The organism is Pseudoxanthomonas sp. JC1303 (assembly GCF_058448525.1).
Map to the genome: position 1 here is coordinate 606256 of NZ_CP185958.1, position 18891 is coordinate 625146.

Sequence of the window (18891 nt, forward strand, 5' to 3'; positions counted from 1 at the left end):
TGCGCAGGATCGGGTCGCGAGGGGCGACTCAGGCCATCAGGGCCAGCAGATGATCCAGCCGCGCATGCGGATCGTCTTCCTGCAGCACCGCCAGGCGCTGCGCATCGCTCAATGGCAGCAATTCGGCCAGGCGCCACCCGACCCAGGCTGCGCTGTCCAGGTCGCGGGGCGTCATGCCCGGCGGGGTCGCCCCGGCCTTCTCGAAAATTTTTTCCAGCACGGTGGCCAGTAGGCCGTGTTCTGGCCGCAGCTCGTCGTCAGGCTCCGGTTCGCACCAGTCCACTTCCCCCACGACCAGCCCGTTGTCGCGCACGCGGGTGCGCTGCACGTGGAAACGCCGACCACCGCGCAGGCGCAGGTTGAGCAGGCCATCCTCACCGGTGCCGAAGTCCTCGATGGTGGCCTCGGTGCCGTAAGCGGCCGGCGCGGCCGGCGTGCCAGCCTCTTCGCCATCCAGGATCAGGCACACGCCGAAGCCCTTGCCGCTGCGGCCGCACTCGCGGATCAAATCCAGATACCGCCGCTCGAACACACGCAACCCGAGCCCAGCGCCAGGCAGCAGCACGGTGTGCAACGGGAACAGGGGCAAGGATTCGGTCGCGGGCATGGCCTCAGTGTAAACAGGCGCGCAGGAGGCGTCCTGCACGTTGTTTTGACGTCGCCTCAGGCCTGCAGCGCGGCCAGGAACCGCCGCGGCGCACCGTCGAAGCCGCCGTTGGACATGAAGACCACATGGTCGCCCGTGCGTGCCACCTCACCCAGCGCGGCCAGCAATGCATCGCTGTCCGGCACCGCGCGCGCATCCCCGCGCACCGCATCGATCACCTTCCCCGCATCCCACGCCAGCGCGGCGCGATGCAGGAAGACCACGGCATCGGCACCGGCGAGCGACGGCGCCAATGCCTCGGCATGCGCGCCCAGGCGCATCGAATTGCTGCGTGGTTCCATCGCCACCACGATGCGTGCGTCACCCACCTTCGCCCGCAGGCCTTCCAGCGTGGTCGCGATCGCGGTGGGATGGTGGGCGAAGTCGTCGTAGACGGTGATGCCGCGCGCCTGGCCAATCACCTCAAGCCGGCGCTTGATGCCGCGGAAGTCGGCCAGCGCCGGCATCACCGACGCCAGGTCCACGCCGACCGCGGCGGCGGCCGCCAGGGCGGCCAGGCCGTTGAGCACGTTGTGGCGGCCCAGCAGCGGCCAGTGCACTTCACCGACTTCCACGCCCTGCTTCAGCACGGCGAAGGCGCTGCCATCGGCGGCGATCAGGCGCGCGCTCCAGTCCAGCGACGCCTCGAAGCCGAAGCGTTCCACCGGCGTCCAGCAGCCCATCGCCAGCACCTCGTCCAGGCGCGCGTCTGCACCATTGACGATCAGCCGCCCATTGGCCGGCACGGTGCGCACCAGGTGGTGGAACTGGCGCTGGATCGCGGCCACGTCGGGGAAGATGTCGGCGTGGTCGTATTCCAGGTTGTTGAGGATCGCCACGCTCGGGCGGTAGTGCACGAACTTGCTGCGCTTGTCGAAGAAGGCGGTGTCGTACTCGTCGGCTTCCACGACAAACAGTGGCCGGTCCGCCAGGGCCGGCACTTTGCTTCCTTCTCCTTCCGAAAGAGAAAGGCGCGCAGCGCCGGATGCGGGTTCAGCCACAGGACGCCCCAGCCGGGCCGACACGCCGAAATCTTCCGCCACCCCGCCGATCAGGAAGCCCGGCGCACGCCCGGCCGCTTCCAGCAGATAGGCCAGGATCGTGGTGGTGGTGGTCTTGCCGTGGGTGCCGGCCACCGCCAGCGTCGTGCGGCCCGGCAGCACCGCTTCGCTGAGCCATTGCGCGCCGGAGGTGTAGCGACGGCCCTCATCGAGCACCGCTTCCACCGCGGCATTCCCGCGCGAGAGGGCGTTACCGACGATCACTGCATCGCAATCGGGGGAGATGTTATCGGGCAGATAGCCCTGGGCCAGTTCGATGCCCAGTTGCTCCAGCTGGGTGGACATGGGCGGATAGATCGCCTGATCGCTGCCTTCGACAGTGTGGCCCTGCTCGCGGGCCAGCGCGGCCACGCCGCCCATGAAGGTGCCGGCGATGCCCAGGATATGCAGTTTGCTCATGCACGCATTGTCGCCGATCAGGCCCAGCGGCACGACCGCCGCAAACGAAAAAGGCGCCCCGCGGGCGCCTTCATCGTCACCGACAATCCGCCACTCAGGCCTTGTCGGTGGCCAGCGCGTCGGTCAGGCGCTTGGTGACTTCATCCAGCTCGCCCACGCCATCGACCACGGTCAGGCGCCCCTGGTCCTTGTAGAAGCTGATCACCGGCGCGGTGCTGCTTTCGTAGACTTCCAGGCGCTTGCGCACCGACTCGGGGTTGTCGTCGGCGCGGCCTTCGGCCTTGGCGCGGCCGGCGATGCGCTCGACCAGCAGATCGGTCGGCACGTCCAGCTGCACGGCGGCGTCCATCGGCTGGCCGATGCGCTCCAGCAGCCGGGTCAGGGCATCGGCCTGGGCCAGGTTGCGCGGATAGCCGTCCAGGATGAAGCCGTTGGCCACATCGCCCTGGGACAGGCGCGATTCCAGCATGCCCAGCAGGATTTCGTCGGACACCAGGTTGCCGGCGTCCATCACGGCCTTGGCCTGCTTGCCCAGTTCGGTCCCGGCGGCGACCTCGCCACGCAGCAGGTCGCCGGTGGAAATATGCGGCACCTTGAGGAAGTCCTTCAGGCGCGTGGCCTGCGTACCCTTGCCCGAACCCGGGGGTCCCAGGAGAACCAATCGCATCGTGTCACTCCAAACATTCAATGAGGAAACTTGGGGAGCGGGCCTGGGCTGCCAGCCTGGCGGCGGCGCCGACGCGGCCGGCGCATCGATGTGGGAAGCTTACCCCATCCGGTCATGCGCCCAAGGTAGGACGATGGTGAAACCCACGCTTCTATATGCCCAGTCCGGCGGCGTCACCGCCGTCATCAACGCCACCGCCGCCGGCGTCATCGGCGAGGCAAGGCGCCACAAGATCAAGGTCCTGGCCGCCCGCAACGGCATCCTGGGCGCGTTGCACGAGGACCTGATCGACACCTCGCGCGAGTCGCTGGCGGCGATCAATGCCCTGGCCCATACCCCCGGCGGGGCCTTCGGCTCGTGCCGGGTCAAGCTGAAATCGCTGGAGGCCGACCGTGCCCGCTATGAACGCCTGCTGGAGGTACTCAAGGCCCATCATGTGCGCTGGTTCCTCTACAACGGCGGCAACGACTCGGCCGACACGGCGTGGAAGGTGTCCCAGCTGGCCCAGGCCTTTGACTATCCGCTGACCTGCGTGGGCGTGCCCAAGACCATCGACAATGACCTGGCCGTCACCGATACCTGCCCGGGCTTCGGGTCGGCGGCCAAGTACACCGCCGTCTCGGTGCGCGAGGCGGCCCTGGACGTCGCGGCGATGGCGCAGACGTCGACCAAGGTCTTCGTGTACGAGGCCATGGGCCGCCATGCCGGGTGGTTGGCCGCCGCGGCCGGCCTGGCCGGCCCGACGCCGGCCGATGCGCCACACATCCTCCTGTTCCCCGAACGCGCCTATGACGAGGCGGCGTTCCTGGCCCAGGTCGACAAGGTGGTCAAGCAGGTCGGCTACTGCGTGGTCGTGGCCAGCGAGGGCATCCGCACCGCCGATGGCCGCTTCGTGGCCGATGCGGGCGGGGGCGCCGATGCGTTCGGCCATGCGCAGCTGGGCGGCGTGGCCGCTTACCTGGCCGGCAAGGTCAAGGCGACGCTGGGATACAAGGTGCATTGGGCCCTGCCCGACTACCTGCAGCGCTCGGCCCGGCATATCGCCTCGAAGACCGACTGGGCCCAAGCCCAGGCCGTCGGCAACGCGGCGGTGCAATACGCGCTGAAGGACATGAACGCAGTGATGCCGGTGATCGTGCGTACCTCGGACGCGCCGTACCGCTGGAAGATCGAGCCGGCGCCGCTGTCCAAGGTGGCCAACCACGAGAAGACGATGCCGGCCAGCTTCATCCGCAAGGACGGCTTCGGCATCACCTCCAAGGCCCGCGCCTACCTGGCCCCCCTGATCAAGGGCGAAGCCCCGCTGCCCTACGGCAGCGACGGCCTGCCCCGCTACGTGACCCTGAAGAACGTGCCGGTGAAGAAGATCCTCCCGGCCTGGGATGCCTGAGCCGCCTGCCGCTGACCGCGCCGCGGCAGGTCAGCGGCAGGGCGTGCCCTCCATCTCCAGCTTGGCCGCATACGCCGGCAGCGCGGCCAGCTTGCCGGCCGCGGCCTGCGCCTTGGCGTCCTGCAGATAGATGCGGGCGCGCTCCTGGCCATCCAGCTTCAGCGCCTGCCCGGCTGGTTTGCGCCAGACCTGGACCACGGCCACTTGGCCACTGCAACTGGCCGAGGGCACCTTGATGATGTCGTTGAGCTTCCAACCGGTGTCGACGCTGGGCTGCACCTTGTCGTAGTCCATGAAAGTGGCGCGGGCCTGGCAGGTGGGACTGGTGCGGACCAGGGTCATTGCATACGGATTGGCGGCATCTCCGGTGAAGGTGCCTTCGATCCGGGTACAGGCCTCGGGAATCTGCCGCACCGTGTGCAGCGCCCCGACCGCCTGTGGCGTGCCGACCGGGCGCCGAATCTCAGGCTGCGCCTGGGCCAGCGCGAGGGCGGGGAGCAGAAAGACCAAGCTGCAGCAACGTAGAACCAGGGCGGACATCGGCGACTCCTGCGCAAGAACCTAAGGTCCGGCAGGCTGGCAGGGACTTGCTGAATGCCCGGTATGGGCGACCGTTCGTCGGGCATCGCGGCCCGACCAGCACGAGTGAACGGAACCGATGACGTAGTGTGACCAGGTTCTCACGTATTCTGCGTTCTGATCTACAGACGCGAACAGGCCGATCGGCCTGGCGTGTCGCGACTGCGTGCCTTCAGTCGCCCCCCCCAGCGTCATCCAAACGGTGCTCGATGAAAGTAGTCATGTTGACGGTGCACGAGGCTTCGTCAGCCAGGAAGGTGGATTTCCATTTCTGGACCGACGTCCTGGCCTCCCGGGGCGACGAGGTGGACTTCGTCACCATTGGGTTGAGCCCACTGACCAAGTTCAAGCCGCAGGCCCGACAGTTCCAGGGACCTTACAACGCCTGGATCAATGTGGCGCCCGGCGTGCGCAAGCACCTATGGCGCCCGATGTTCCACCCCCTGTCGCTGGGCCAGGCTGCGGTGGATCTGCTGACCAAGCCGCTGTTCTCACTGTATCCGCTGCTGCTCTCTCGCAATCTGCTTGAGGGCATCGCCGATGTGGATGTCTTCATCGTGGAGAACGGCGCTGGGCTGTGCCTGGTCCCCTCGCTGGCCAAGCGCTTCCCCAATGCCACGTTCATTTACAGCGTCTGCGACCGGATCGCCACGCTGCGCTACCACCCGATCATCTTCGAGGCCGAGCATCAGGCCCTGCCGTATTTCGATCTGGTCCGTGTGCCGGCCGAGGTGATGGTGGCCGATTACCCGCACGCCGAGAACGTCCGCTACATCCCGCACGGGCTGGACAAGGCCCTGTTCGACGAGTCCAGCATCTCGCCCTATCCGGCCGGCACGCGCAACGTGGTCAGCGTGGGCGACATGCTCTTCGACGCTGACGCCATCACCACCATGGCCCAGGCCGCGCCAGAGGTGAACTTCCACCTGTTCGGCAAGAAAGCCCGCCTGGACACCACCCTGGCCAACGTCGTCACCCATGGCGAGGTGCCGTTTGACAACATCGTGCCCTACATCCAGCACGCCGATGCCGGCATCGCGCCCTACCGGCCGGCGCCCAATGCCGACTACCTGAGCCAGTCGAGCATGAAGATGATGCAGTACACCTACTGCCGGCTGCCGATCATCGCCCCGACCTTCGCCGCCAGCGCTGACCACATGGCGGCCTACGAGCCGGGCGATGCCCAGAGCATCGTCGCCGCGCTTCGGCGGGCACTCGCCTATGACCGTGCCCTGATCGACAACAGCAAGGTCCTGAGCTGGCACGGCGCGACCGAACTGATGCTGACCCACGCCAAGGCCGTGCAGAACAAGCCCTCTTCGGCCGATCCGGACAGCATGCCTGTCCCTGAGCGGGACACGGCGCCGACCCAGCAAGACCTGGGCGAGACGGTCGGCGCCTAACCTGTCGCGTCCCGCGCCCAGGTCGTGGCAGGGCGCGCGGGACACGTTCCCCTCGCTCCGCCCTGACGCGAGCCCGCGCGGCACTGCGTCATGACCCGGAGCCCCGTGGCCTGCACTCTTGCCCGACTCCGTGCGCTTGGGGACGGGACGGAGCTCGCAGGCACTGACCGCCAGGGCAGCGCCTGTCCACCAGCCTTGGGAGGGGTCATGTTGGAACATTACGGTCTTGCGTTGGCATTGGCCTGCGCTGCAATCGCCATCGTCTACGGCATCCTTTCCTCACGCTGGGTGCTCTCGCGCCCGGCCGGCAACGCGCGCATGCAGGAGATCGCCGCGGCGATACAGGAAGGCGCGCGCGCCTACCTCAACCGCCAGTACCTGACGATCGCCATCGTCGGCGCGGTGCTGTTCGTGCTGGTGGGCGTCTTCCTGAGCTGGCCGGCGGCCATCGGCTTCGCCCTGGGGGCGCTGCTGTCTGGAGCGGCCGGCTACATCGGCATGAACGTCTCGGTGCGCGCCAACGTGCGCACCGCCGAGGCCGCACGCCACGGCGTCGGGGCGGCAATGGACGTGGCCTTTCGCGGCGGCGCGATCACCGGGATGCTGGTCGTGGGACTGGGCCTGTTCGGCGTGGCCGGCTATTGGGCGCTCCTGACCCATCACTTGGGCGTCCCGCAGGAGCGGGCGCTGCATGCGCTGGTCGGGCTGGCTTTCGGTTCGTCGCTGATCTCGATCTTCGCGCGGCTCGGCGGCGGCATCTTCACCAAGGGCGCGGACGTGGGCGCCGACCTGGTCGGCAAGGTGGAAGCCGGGATTCCCGAGGACGACCCGCGCAACCCGGCGGTGATCGCCGACAACGTCGGCGACAACGTGGGCGACTGCGCCGGCATGGCGGCGGACCTGTTCGAGACCTACGCGGTCACGGTGATCGCCACGATGCTACTCGGCGGCCTGATGGCCAGCGAGGCGGGACCGAACGCGATTCTCTATCCGCTGGTGCTGGGGGGCGTGTCGATCATCGCCTCGATCATCGGCGCGCTGTTCGTGCGGGTGAAGGCAGGCGGCTCGATCATGGGCGCGCTGTACAAGGGCGTGATCGTCTCGGCCGTCCTTGCCGCCATCGTGTTCTATCCGGTCACCACCGCCTTGATGGGCGGCTCGCCCATCGGCGCGATGCCCCTGTATGGCTGCGCGCTGATCGGACTTGCGCTGACCGGCGCGATCGTGTGGATCACCGAGTACTACACCGGCACCCAGTACAAGCCGGTGCAACACGTGGCCGCCGCCTCGACCACCGGCCATGGCACCAACATCATTGCGGGCTTGGGCGTGTCGATGAAATCCACGGCGATGCCCGTGATCGCGGTGTGCATCGCGATCTGGGGCGCGCATGCGCTGGGCGGGCTGTATGGCATCGCGATCGCCGCCACGGCGATGCTGTCGATGGCCGGCATGATCGTGGCGCTGGATGCCTACGGCCCAATCACCGACAACGCAGGCGGCATCGCCGAAATGGCCGAGCTGCCCGCCGAGGTCCGCGCGGTCACCGATCCGCTCGATGCCGTCGGCAACACCACCAAGGCAGTGACCAAGGGCTATGCGATCGGTTCGGCGGCGCTGGCGGCCCTGGTGTTGTTCGCCGACTACACCCACAACCTGGGCGCGGCCCATCCCGGCTCGGTCTATACCTTCGACCTGTCCGATCACAAGGTGATCATCGGCCTGTTGATTGGCGGCCTGATTCCTTACCTGTTCGGTGCGATGGCGATGGAGGCCGTCGGCCGCGCGGCGGGTAGCGTGGTGGTGGAAGTGCGTCGCCAGTTCCGCGAGATCGCCGGGATCATGGACGGGAGCGGCAAGCCGCAATATCACGCCGCCGTCGACCTGCTCACGCGCGCGGCCATCCGCGAGATGATCGTGCCTTCACTGCTACCGGTCGTGGTGCCCATCCTCGTCGGCCTGTTGCTCGGCGCACAGGCGCTGGGCGGGATGCTGATCGGCACGATCGTGACCGGGCTGTTCGTGGCCATCTCCATGACCACCGGTGGCGGCGCCTGGGACAACGCCAAGAAGTACATCGAGGATGGACACTTCGGCGGCAAGGGCAGCGAGGCCCATAAGGCCGCGGTGACCGGTGACACCGTCGGCGACCCTTACAAGGACACCGCAGGACCGGCGATCAATCCACTGATCAAGATCATCAACATCGTGGCGCTGCTGCTGGTGCCACTGCTATGAGCGGACACTGCCTCCCCCCGATTGCCCCTCGCTCGCCGCAGCCCACCCGGCCACGCGCAGCAGCTGCGCACAGCCGTCGCCAGCACCTGGACCGATAGCGGTGACGGGCCGCCAGGCCCGTCCGTCAAAGTCCGTTGCCAGGGACCAAGGGCACTGGCAACGGACACCAGAGCCGCTACAGACAGCCAATGAGCCCGTCATTGATGCTGGCGTTGCTACGGGGTAGCGGCGCCAGCAGCGGCCCCTCTCCGGCCAGGGCCAGGTAAAAGGCCTTCAGGCGGGTGCCCTTCCTGATAGGCGTTGGACATTGCCAGAGTTGCGCGTCCACATGCACCTGGCCGGTGGCAGGGTCGATGCTGGCCTCGCTGGCGCCAAAGGTCCAGACGCATTCCCCCATGACGCCATCACGCTGGCGCACCGAGCAGCGATAGCGCAGGGGTTGATAGTCGCTGTATTCACCCTCGCAATAGGTATCGCCGCAGAGCTGGTCGAAATCGGCTTCCAGCCGCTTTTCCAAGTCGTGGAAGACCTCCCAACCCGCATTGGGGGTCGGGTAGTCCACCGCATCCACATACCGCTCCTGCGCCGACGCGGCGCCCGTCAACAGCAATACCGAGAGTGCCAGCATCCCGCTCAACCTGCTGCGTGTCTTCCTTTTCATGATCCTGCTCCTACGAGTAACGGTGAGATCACAGGATGTCCCGGCATTCGCCCGAACGCCGTCGGCGCACGGCGCAACGCGGCGGTGCGGTGGTCCGATATCGCCGTCGGATTTGTCCTAACCCCAGCACGCTGCAGCGCAACAGCCGGGGCGCTAGAATGCCGCCCACAATCACGTATCGAAACTGGAGCAGTACATGGGCCTTGGCAGCGTCCCCACCGGCAAGAATCCGCCGGAAGAGATCAACGTCATCATCGAGATCCCGAAGGATTCCGAGCCGGTGAAGTACGAAGTGGACAAGGAATCCGGCGCGATCTTCGTCGACCGCATCCTCTCCACGCCCATGCGCTACCCCTGCAACTACGGCTACGTGCCGCACACCCTGTGCGGCGACGGCGACCCGGCCGACGTGCTGGTGGTGCTGCCGCTGCCGCTGGTGCCCGGCTCGGTCATCCGCTGCCGCCCGGTGGGCGTGCTGCGCATGAGCGACGAAGCCGGCAGCGACGAGAAGCTGCTGGCCGTGCCGGTGGACAAGATCTTCAGCGGCTATGCCCACATCAACGACATCGCCCAGGTCAGTGGTCACTGGCTGGAGCGCATCGGCCACTTCTTCGAGCACTACAAGGACCTGGAGAAGGGCAAGTGGGTCAAGCTGGACGGCTGGGGCGGTGCCGACGAAGCCAAGAAGATCCTGGTCGAAGCCATCGCCCGCGACGCCGAGCAGGACAGCAAGGCCTGAGCGAGGGCGCAATCGCGCTATCCGCTTTTCTAAGGGCGCCGAATGGCGCCCTTTTTCATTCACCCAAAAGAGCTTTCAGCCATGCAGCGATGCTTGGCTTGCCCGGTCCGTAAGGGAGCGCAGCTCCTTTTAGCGCGGGCACTTGGCGCGTGTGGGCCTGCGGCAGCCCCCGCATGGTGCGGGCGTCTCCAAACAGCGCGTGCTCATTTCACATGGTATTGCGCAAGCCAATGCCAATGACTCACCGGCTGCCACCGGCTGCGGCTCGCTCAAACGGGGCGGGCAAACGTCACTCCGCTGGGGACCGCCACGCCAGAACTGTTGAAAACCCCGGATGCAAGCGTCACGCGGCATGAGTTGGACGGCTGTCACATGATTAGGTCGTTAACCATTTCATTTGAATTCATATATCCCGGAATATGCCGGCCGTGACACATGGCATCACGTAATGCCAATTCCACGTCGCACACCGGCATTAATTTCCCGTTGCCGCTCCGTTGCTGTCGCGTTACGCGGAGTGGCATTTGCCAGACGTTGTCACTGCCCGATGCGCGCTCACACGTGCCTGGCGGGACCTTTTTGTTCTTTTTGGGAAGCCACACGCAATGAACCAACGCTACCAACGCCACGCCCTGCGACGTACGGCCCTGGCCGTCCTCCTCGGCGCCGCCTTGACCCAAGGCGCCGCCTACGCGCAAAGCACTTCGGGCAACATTTCCGGCTCGGCCGCCGATGCAGCCGGCTCCACGGTCCAGATCACGAGTAACTCGTCTGGCGTGACACGTGATGTCACCGTCGATGCGTCCGGCCACTTCCGCGCCGCGGCCCTGCCGACCGGTACTTACACCCTGACCATGACCGGCGCCGATGGCGTCTCCAGCAGCCGCACAGTGAATGTGGTCGCCGGCCAGACCACCAATGCGAGCTTCGATGCAGGCACGGGCGCTACCAGCCTGGACACCGTCGAGGTTCGGGGCCTGGCGTCGGTCAACAGCATCGACCTGTCCAGCGTCGAGTCGCGCACCACATTCACCGCCGACAAGCTCAATGCACTGCCCGTCCCCCGTGACATCACCAGTGTCTCGCTGTTGACTCCGGGCACGGTCAAGAGCTCAGGCTACTTCGGCAACGCCTCCTTCGGCGGTGCCTCGGCCGCCGAGAACAGCTACTACGTCAACGGCTTCAACATCACCAATCTCTATGACAGCCTTTCGTTTTCCGAGGTGCCGTTCCAGGCGATTGACCAGTTGGACGTGCAGACTGGCGGCTACGGCGCGCAGTACGGCTTCTCCACAGGCGGCGTCACCAGCGTCAACGTCAAGCGCGGCACCAACGAGTGGCATGGTGGCCTGAGCTGGACCGGTGCGCCGAGCTGGGGCCGTGAGAACGTCGGCAACGTCAACGACAACAATGGCGAGATCTTCCGCAGCTACCGCAACAACTACCAGTCGTCCAACACCTACACCGGCTGGATCGGCGGCCCGCTGATCAAGGACAAGCTGTTCATTTTTGCCCTGGGCGAATTCGACCAGTCCAATAGCACCAGCTACGGCGGGCGCACTGGTGTCGAAGAGTATGCCGACGACCGTTCGGCAACCGCCTACGACTACGAAAACAAGACTCCCTACTGGTTGGTAAAGCTCGACTGGTATCTCAACGATGCCAACCACTTCGAGTACACCGGTTTTGACAACAGTAGTCGCTACACCTACGACTACTACACCGCACAGTACGGCGACAACAACCTGCCCACCAAGACCAACTACAACGGTCAGCTGGTTGGCAAGAGCGGTGGCCAGACCGACATCTTCAAGTGGACCAGCTACCTGACCGACAATCTGACCATGGCACTGCAGTACGGTCAGATGCGCAACCAAGCCTCGCAGTTCACCATCAGTCCGGACGGGGACTACAGCTACTACGACGGTAACGTCCAATCGCCGGACGGTGCCTGCCCGTACGTGGTCTATAACGGCGGCAAGATCGGCTGCGCGGTCAACAGCCGCGTCGATATCTATGGCGGCAAGAACTCCCGTGATAGCTACAAGGCCGACTTCGAATGGCAGCTGGGCGACCACAAGGTCGCGTTCGGCTATAGCGATGAAACCTGGAAGTCTCGGCAGGGCACGGCTTATTCCGGCGGCGCATACTGGGTAATTCGTCCGAATCACCTTGACGCAGACGATCTGCCGCGTCCCGACGCCTACCGCATCAACTACCGCACCGGCGGCAGCGTCGAGATCGACCAGAAGTCCTTCTACCTGCAGGACAACTGGCAGATCACCGACAACTTCATGCTGTACGGCGGCATCCGCAACGACTCGTTCGACAACAAGAACGGAAATGGTGCCAGCTTCGTCAAGCAGGACGACATCTGGCAGCCGCGCTTGGGCTTTGCCTGGGACGTCTTGGGCGACGGCAACAGCAAGCTGTTCGGCTCGTTGGGCCGCTATTCGCTGCCGATCGCGGCCAATGTCGCCCTGCGTGCAGCCAGCGCTTCGTACTACACGGTCGACTACTATGACTACCTCGGCTCATACGATCCGGTGTCGGGTGTACCGAATGTAGCGCCCACGCCCTACAACAGCCTGGTTTACAACGGCGAAGACGGCTCCACGCCGGATCCGCGTGCCGTGGCCAGCAAGGGACTGAAGCCCTACACCCAGGATGAGGCCATCCTTGGCTACCAGCAGACACTGGTGTCCGACAACAGCTTCATTGATGGCTGGACACTTGGCGCCAAGGCGACCTACCGCCGCATCAACAACGTCATCGACGACACCTGCGATACCCGCCAGGTCTATCTGGCCGCGCAGAATGCCGGCTACGACATGACGCACTGGGACGACGCCGGCGGCGAATGGGGCCTGCCCTCGGGCCTGCCGGGCTGCTATCTGTACAACCCGGGCGAATCGCTGGACATCGCGCTGGACGTCGATGGCGACGGTACCGCCGACAACATTCACGTCGACGGCAGCGCCCTGGGCCCGAAGGCTAAGCGCTACTACAAGGCGGTGACGCTGAGCGCGGAGAAGGCCACCGACAAGTGGTATGCCAGCGTCAACTACACCTGGGCAAAGCTCAACGGCAACTACGAAGGTCTGGTCAAGAGCACCAACGGCCAGGACGACACCGGCACGACCTCGGATTTCGACTTCGCCGAAATCATGTACGGCAGTGATGGCTACCTGTTCAATGATCATCGCCATACGCTGAAGGCCTACGGTGCGTACAATTTCACCGACGAATGGCAGGCCGGCGTGGACATCCAGGTCCAGTCTGGCGCGCCGATCAGCTGCTATGGCGGCGGCACCGGCACCTTCGGCACCGAGTACGGCTATGGCGGCTCGTTCCACTACTGCAACGGCGAGATCTCGCAGCTGGGCACCAGTGGCCGCACCCCCTGGACGTACACGGTCAACCCGAACGTGGTCTACAAGCCGTCGTGGCTGCAAGGCCTGAGCGTCCAGTTGTCGGTGCTGAATGCCTTCAACACGATCAAGCCGCTGCAGGTCTACGAGCAGCTGCGTGACGAGGATTACGACGAGACCAGCAGCAACTACAAGGTCGGTCAGTACTACACCACCCCGCGCTATGTGCGCTTCCAGGTGCAGTACGACTTCTAAGCCTCATGCTTGTCTAGGGCTTCTCTCTGAGCCCATTGCGTGACCGAAACGCCCCGCCGATTCTCTCCCGGCGGGGCGTTTCGCTTTTATGGCCACAGCGTCATGTGCTGCATTGCGGGGCAGCACGCACCTCGTGTGCACGCCAGACTCGCTATCCTGCCGCGCTTTCCACAGTGGCCCCGCGTGCGGCCAACGCACAGGAGCACCACATGGTCTTCAGAATCTCACTGGTCATCGTCGCCGCCCTCGTGCTTGTCGCGGGCCTGGCCCCCGAGCCGTTCAACGACCTCATGCAGGCGGCCCTGCAGCAGATCATCGGCGGCGCCGGTTCGCTGTATCTGCTGATCGTCTTCGCCGCCTTGGTGTTTTTGCTGTACCTGTGCGTGAGTCGCTTCGCGGACCTGCGCATCGGGGGCGAAGACGCCGAGCCGCAGTTCTCCAATGCCAGCTGGCTCTCGATGCTGTTCGCGGCCGGCATGGGCATCGGACTGGTGTTCTGGGGCGCCGCCGAGCCGATTTCCCACTTCCTCGAGCCGCCCGAAGGATTGGCGCCGCAGAGCATGCCGGCCGCACGCGCGGCCATGCGCTATGCCTTCTTCCATTGGGGTCTGCACCCCTGGGCGGTGTACGCGTTGATCGGCCTGGCCATGGCGTGGTTCCAGTTCAACCGGGGCGGGCGCGGGCTGATCAGCGACCTGCTCGAACCCGTCCTGGGCCGCCGCCATGAGGGTTGGATCGGGCATCTGGTCAACATCGCCGCGGTGGTGGCCACCGCGATCGGTGTGGCGACCACACTGGGCTTCGGCACCGTGCAGATCGCCGCAGGGCTGGAACGCGTATTCGGCATCCAGGCCTCGACGCCGGTCAGGCTGACGATCATCGCGGTGGCCTTCGTGCTGTACATGTGCTCGACGGCGACCGGCGTGGAACGCGGCATCAAATGGCTGTCCAACTTCAACCTGGGTCTGGCGGCGCTGTTGATGGCCTTCGTCCTGGTGCTGGGCCCGACCGGCTTCATCTTCGACACCTTCACCACCACGCTGGGCGGCTACCTCAACAACCTGGTGACGATGAGCCTGCGCATGTCACCGTTCTCGCGCGGGACCTGGGTGGCCACGTGGACCATCTTCTACTGGGCTTGGTGGATCGCCTGGGCACCCTTCGTCGGCGCTTTCATCGCCAAGGTGTCCTACGGCCGGCGCATCCGCGAATTCGTCTTCGGCGTAGTGCTGGCGCCCAGCTTGCTGGGCTTCGTGTGGTTTTCGGTGTTCGGCGGCAGTGCGTTGTGGGCACAGCTGTTCGGGCATGTGGACCTGACCCAGGCCTTCGCCGATGGCGCCAACAACTACCAGACCGTGCTGTTCTCGCTGTTCGACAGCCTGCCATTTTCGACCGGGCTCGCGGTGCTCGCCGTGCTGTTGCTGTCGATCTTCTTCGTGACCTCGGCCGACTCGGCGGTGCTGGTCCTGGCCAGCATGTCCTATCACAAGGCCGAAGATCCGCCGCTGGGACGCAAGGTGGTGTGGGGCGCGGCGATCGCACTGATCGCCGGCGTGCTGTTGCTGGCCGGCGGGCTGGATGCACTGCAGGCGATGATCACCGTCACCGCCCTGCCCTTCGCGTTGCTGATGGCGCTGGTGATCGTGTCGTTGTACCGCGCGCTCAACGAGGAATACCTGCGCGAGCAGCGCCGCGCGCATCGCGACCGGCACGCCATCGAACAGTGGCTGGCGCGCGAACGCGGCGAGCCCACCAAGAGTTCCTCAGCAGCGCAAGCATCGCAGGAATAGCGGCCGCCGGTCACGCTTTCCGGACCCAGGCGCCCCTCAAGACGCACGCGCGCGGGAAACGCGAAAGAACCTCGCAGAGAAACCACGCCGAGCTGACGACGCAGCCGAATCCGCAGGTCGACCGCCTTGGGTGGCCGTCCACGCGAATTCCGTCAACACCATCGCTCGCGCAGGCTGAGCGGTGATCCAGCACCTGGCACCAAGTCGGCTCCGTGACGGGGCCGGTCCGCCTCGGATCGCATGGCGCCCTGCGCCGCGTCGCACGGTTGCGATTGCAACAAAATAAGCGCTTGACAGGCCTGTCAAGCCCGTGTTTTTCTGCCCGCCTCATGAATGCACTGCGTCCCACGATGATCTCCGCCTCGACCGCGCCCTGCGCGTCGTCGCTCCTCGTGCTCGTACTTATTCTCTCGCCCACCGGCGCGGGACGTACGGACGTGTAGGCAGGAACGCACGCAACCCTTACGAAACCCCGCGCTGAGAAGTGCGGGGTTTCGTGCTTTCAGCCCCTCGAAAAGTTTCACCGTCAACCTTCAGCCAGACAGGACCAACCCCATGACCGCTTCGACTTCCACCGCCCTCCAGCCCTCCATCGCCATCGTCGGTTACGGCAGCCAGGGGCGCGCCCATGCGATGAACCTGCGCGAGTCCGGTTTCGACGTCACGGTCGGCCTGCGTCCGGGCGGTCCGACCGAAGCGAAGGCCAAGGCCGACGGCTTCCTGGTCAAGACCCCGGCCGAGGCGGTGAAGGAGGCCGACCTGGTCGCGGTCCTGACCCCGGACATGGTGCAGAAGCAGCTCTATAACGACGTGCTGGCCCCGAACATGAAGCCCGGCGCGGTGCTGCTGTTCGCCCACGGCCTGAACGTGCACTTCGGCATGATCGACCCGCGCGAAGATCTGGACGTGGTCCTGGTCGCGCCCAAGGGCCCGGGCGCCCTGGTACGGCGCGAATACGAAATCGGTCGCGGCGTCCCGTGCATCTACGCCGTCTACCAGGACAAGTCCGGCAAGGCCGAGCAGTTCGCGCTGGCCTACGCGGCCGGCTTGGGCGGCGCCCGCGCCAACGTCATCAAGACCACCTTCAAGGAAGAGACCGAGACCGACCTGTTCGGTGAGCAGGCCGTGCTGTGTGGCGGCGCCTCCTCGCTGGTGCAAGCCGGCTTCGAGACGCTGGTGGAAGCCGGTTATCAGCCCGAAATCGCCTACTACGAAGTGCTGCACGAACTGAAGCTGATCGTCGACCTGTTCTACGAAGGCGGCATTACCCGCATGCTGGAGTTCATCTCCGAGACCGCCCAGTACGGCGACTACGTCAGTGGCCCGCGCGTGATCGACGCCTCGACCAAGGCGCGCATGAAGGACGTGCTGACCGACATCCAGGACGGCACCTTCACCAAGAACTGGGTGGCCGAATACGAAGCCGGCCTGCCGAACTACAAGAAGTTCAAGCAGGCTGATCTGGAGCACCCGATCGAGGTGGTCGGCAAGCAGCTGCGCGCGAAGATGGTGTGGCTGGCCGAAAACGCCTCCCCATCGGACGACGAACAGGCCGCCGCCGCATGAACGCCACCACCGCCACTGCCCCCCGCAATGGCGCCCGCTGGATTGCCCACGCCCTGGAGACCGAGGGCGTGGACATCATCTTCGGATATCCCGGCGGCACCATCATGCCGTTCTATGACGCCCTGGTGGATTCCTCGCTGAAGCACATCCTGGTGCGTCACGAGCAGGGCGCGGCGCTGGCCGCCAATGGCTACGCCCGCGCGTCGGGCAAGGTCGGCGTGTGCGTGGCCACCTCCGGCCCGGGCGCGTCCAACCTGGTCACCGGCATTGCCGACGCGATGCTCGATTCTGTGCCCATGGTGTGCCTGACCGGCCAGGTCGCCACGCCGTTGATCGGCACCGATGCCTTCCAGGAGCTGGACGTGTTCGGCATGACCATGCCGATCGTCAAGCACAGCTTCCTGGTGCGCCGGGTCGAAGACCTGCCGCAGGTCATGGCCGAGGCCTTCCGCATCGCGCGCGAAGGCCGGCCCGGCCCGGTCCTGGTCGACCTGCCCAAGGACGTCCAGGTCACCGATGCCTCGCACCTGCCCGACCATGTGCCGGCGGCGGTGCAGCCGCGTCCGGCACCGGCCGAGGCCGCCATCGCCGAAGCCCTGGCCGCCATCGCTGGGGCGGAGAAGCCTGTGGTCTACGGCGGCGGCGGGATCGCCCTGGGCGATGCGGTGGAGGCGTTCCGCCAGTTCGTCGAGGCCAGCGGCATCCCAACCGTGCTGACCCTGCGCGGGCTGGGTGCCCTGCCGGCCAACCACCCCAACTACCTGGGCATGCTGGGCATGCATGGCACCCGCGCGGCCAACATGGCGGTGCAGGACAGCGATCTGCTGATCGTGGTCGGGGCGCGCTTCGATGACCGCGCCACCGGCAAGCTGGCCGAGTTCGCCCCGTTCGCCCGCGTCATCCACCTGGATGCCGATGCCTACGAGATCTCCAAGCTGCGCACGGCCGACATCGCCATCCCCGGCGATGTCGCCACCGGCCTGCGTGCGTTGAGCGGTGCGCGCAGCGGGTGCTTCGCATGGAAGGCCAAATGTGCGTCCAACCGCGAGCGCTTCGGCTTCCGCTACGACGCCCCGGGAAGTGACATCTATGCCCCGGCCTTGCTGAAGCGCCTGAGCGAGGTTGCCCCGGCCGATGCGATCATCACCAGCGACGTGGGCCAGCACCAGATGTGGGTGGCCCAGCACTGCAAGTTCAACCATCCGCGCAACCACCTGACCAGCGGCGCGCTGGGCACGATGGGTTTCGGCCTGCCGGCGGCGATGGGGGCGCAGTTCGCCTGCCCCGACCGCACCGTGGTGCTGGTCAACGGCGATGGCGGCTTCATGATGAACGTGCAGGAACTGGTCACCATCGCCCGCTGCAAGCTGCCGGTGAAGATCGTGCTGCTGGACAACTCCGCGTTGGGCATGGTCCGCCAGTGGCAGGAGCTGTTCTTCGCCGAGCGCTACAGCGAGATCGACCTGTCCGACAACCCGGACTTCGCCGCGCTGGCCAAGGTGTTCGGCATTCCGGCACGCCACATCGCCCAGCGCGAGCAGGTCGACGAGGCCCTGGCCGAGCTGCTGGCCACGCCCGGCCCGGCACTGCTGCACGTGAGCATCGACATCAAGGCCAACGTGTGGCCGCTGGTGCCGCCCAACCACGCCAACAGCTCGATGCTGGAATCCAACCCGGCCAAGGCCGCCACGATGGAGCCCAAGTCCCATGCCATACCGGCTTGACCTGATCGTGAAACCCGCCGAAGGCGCCCTGGTGCGCGTGATCGGCATGGTCGAGCGCCGCGGCTTCCCGCCGCGCAGCGTGCATGCGGTGCCGCGCGCGGACGGCCGCTGGGACCTGCAGATCGAGGTAGACGCCGGCCGCCCGCTGGAGACCCTGCGCCACCAGTTGGAAAAGGTGTACGACTGCGAGTCGGTCCGCATCGTCGAAGCCGGCGCGCCAGCGCTGGCCAGCGAGGCGGCGGCATGAGCGCCACGCCTGTCGCCCCGGAGCCTGCCGTACGGAGGTGTCTTCTCGCTCGCCGCCCATCGGTGTGCGGCGATGCCTGACATCGCGGCCGTAACCGACCTGCGCCCCTGCCCGCGCCCGGTGCCGCGGGCGGGCGTTTCGGCGCGCCTATTGGA

General features: G+C 66.0%; 14 protein-coding genes. 9 read left to right on the plus strand and 5 right to left on the minus strand.

All coding sequences use genetic code 11. The features are described from left to right. Positions 1 to 28 precede the first annotated feature (28 nt). The 3 genes from ACORQU_RS02825 to ACORQU_RS02835 all read right to left on the minus strand — a co-directional run bounded on the left by ACORQU_RS02825 (position 29) and on the right by ACORQU_RS02835 (position 2773). Complete coding sequence (locus ACORQU_RS02825; protein WP_271646862.1) at positions 29 to 607, minus strand: LON peptidase substrate-binding domain-containing protein; 579 nt, start codon at positions 605 to 607, stop codon at positions 29 to 31. A 56-nt stretch (positions 608 to 663) separates the two neighbouring features. After that, a complete protein-coding gene (mpl, locus tag ACORQU_RS02830; protein ID WP_491643285.1) occupies positions 664 to 2106 on the minus strand; it encodes a UDP-N-acetylmuramate:L-alanyl-gamma-D-glutamyl-meso-diaminopimelate ligase in 1443 nt (480 codons plus the stop codon). Between the two features lie 94 nt (positions 2107 to 2200). Next, a complete protein-coding gene (locus tag ACORQU_RS02835) occupies positions 2201 to 2773 on the minus strand; it encodes an adenylate kinase (RefSeq protein ID WP_271646864.1) in 573 nt (190 codons plus the stop codon). 133 nt (positions 2774 to 2906) lie between these two features. Between ACORQU_RS02835 and ACORQU_RS02840 the strand changes: the two genes are divergently transcribed. Beyond that, entirely contained in the window at positions 2907 to 4163 is a 1257-nt protein-coding gene (locus ACORQU_RS02840; RefSeq protein ID WP_491643288.1) for a 6-phosphofructokinase, read from the plus strand. A gap of 30 nt (positions 4164 to 4193) precedes the next feature. Here ACORQU_RS02840 and ACORQU_RS02845 read toward each other — a convergent pair whose 3' ends face one another. After that, entirely contained in the window at positions 4194 to 4703 is a 510-nt protein-coding gene (locus tag ACORQU_RS02845; RefSeq protein ID WP_491643290.1) for a hypothetical protein, read from the minus strand. A gap of 260 nt (positions 4704 to 4963) precedes the next feature. On the opposite strand from ACORQU_RS02845, the gene ACORQU_RS02850 reads away from it, so the two are divergent. Next, positions 4964 to 6145 (plus strand): GumK N-terminal domain-containing glycosyltransferase, encoded by a 1182-nt coding sequence (locus tag ACORQU_RS02850; protein WP_491643291.1) that lies wholly within the window; start codon positions 4964 to 4966, stop codon positions 6143 to 6145. Positions 6146 to 6352: 207 nt separating this feature from the next. Then, complete coding sequence (locus ACORQU_RS02855; protein WP_491643293.1) at positions 6353 to 8383, plus strand: sodium-translocating pyrophosphatase; 2031 nt, start codon at positions 6353 to 6355, stop codon at positions 8381 to 8383. A 175-nt stretch (positions 8384 to 8558) separates the two neighbouring features. Here ACORQU_RS02855 and ACORQU_RS02860 read toward each other — a convergent pair whose 3' ends face one another. Further along, positions 8559 to 9044: a hypothetical protein gene (locus ACORQU_RS02860; protein ID WP_491643295.1), complete on the minus strand. Its 486-nt coding sequence runs from the start codon at positions 9042 to 9044 to the stop codon at positions 8559 to 8561. Between the two features lie 196 nt (positions 9045 to 9240). On the opposite strand from ACORQU_RS02860, the gene ppa reads away from it, so the two are divergent. The 6 genes from ppa (at position 9241) to ACORQU_RS02890 (ending at position 18736) form a co-directional block, all read left to right on the plus strand. Continuing rightward, a complete protein-coding gene (ppa, locus tag ACORQU_RS02865; RefSeq protein WP_271646870.1) occupies positions 9241 to 9783 on the plus strand; it encodes an inorganic diphosphatase in 543 nt (180 codons plus the stop codon). Positions 9784 to 10388: 605 nt separating this feature from the next. Beyond that, positions 10389 to 13409, plus strand: a complete 3021-nt coding sequence (locus ACORQU_RS02870) for a TonB-dependent receptor (RefSeq protein WP_491643297.1) — start codon at positions 10389 to 10391, stop codon at positions 13407 to 13409. A 209-nt stretch (positions 13410 to 13618) separates the two neighbouring features. After that, positions 13619 to 15199: a BCCT family transporter gene (locus tag ACORQU_RS02875; RefSeq protein ID WP_491643298.1), complete on the plus strand. Its 1581-nt coding sequence runs from the start codon at positions 13619 to 13621 to the stop codon at positions 15197 to 15199. Between the two features lie 555 nt (positions 15200 to 15754). Continuing rightward, positions 15755 to 16765: a ketol-acid reductoisomerase gene (ilvC, locus tag ACORQU_RS02880; protein ID WP_491643300.1), complete on the plus strand. Its 1011-nt coding sequence runs from the start codon at positions 15755 to 15757 to the stop codon at positions 16763 to 16765. Continuing rightward, a complete protein-coding gene (gene ilvG, locus ACORQU_RS02885) occupies positions 16762 to 18489 on the plus strand; it encodes an acetolactate synthase 2 catalytic subunit (protein ID WP_491643301.1) in 1728 nt (575 codons plus the stop codon). The genes ilvC and ilvG overlap by 4 nt, the downstream gene beginning before the upstream one ends. After that, the gene (locus ACORQU_RS02890) at positions 18473 to 18736 is read left to right on the plus strand and encodes an ACT domain-containing protein (protein ID WP_491643303.1); all 264 of its coding nucleotides are present in this window, start codon (positions 18473 to 18475) and stop codon (positions 18734 to 18736) included. The genes ilvG and ACORQU_RS02890 overlap by 17 nt, the downstream gene beginning before the upstream one ends. The last annotated feature ends 155 nt before the right edge of the window (positions 18737 to 18891 follow it).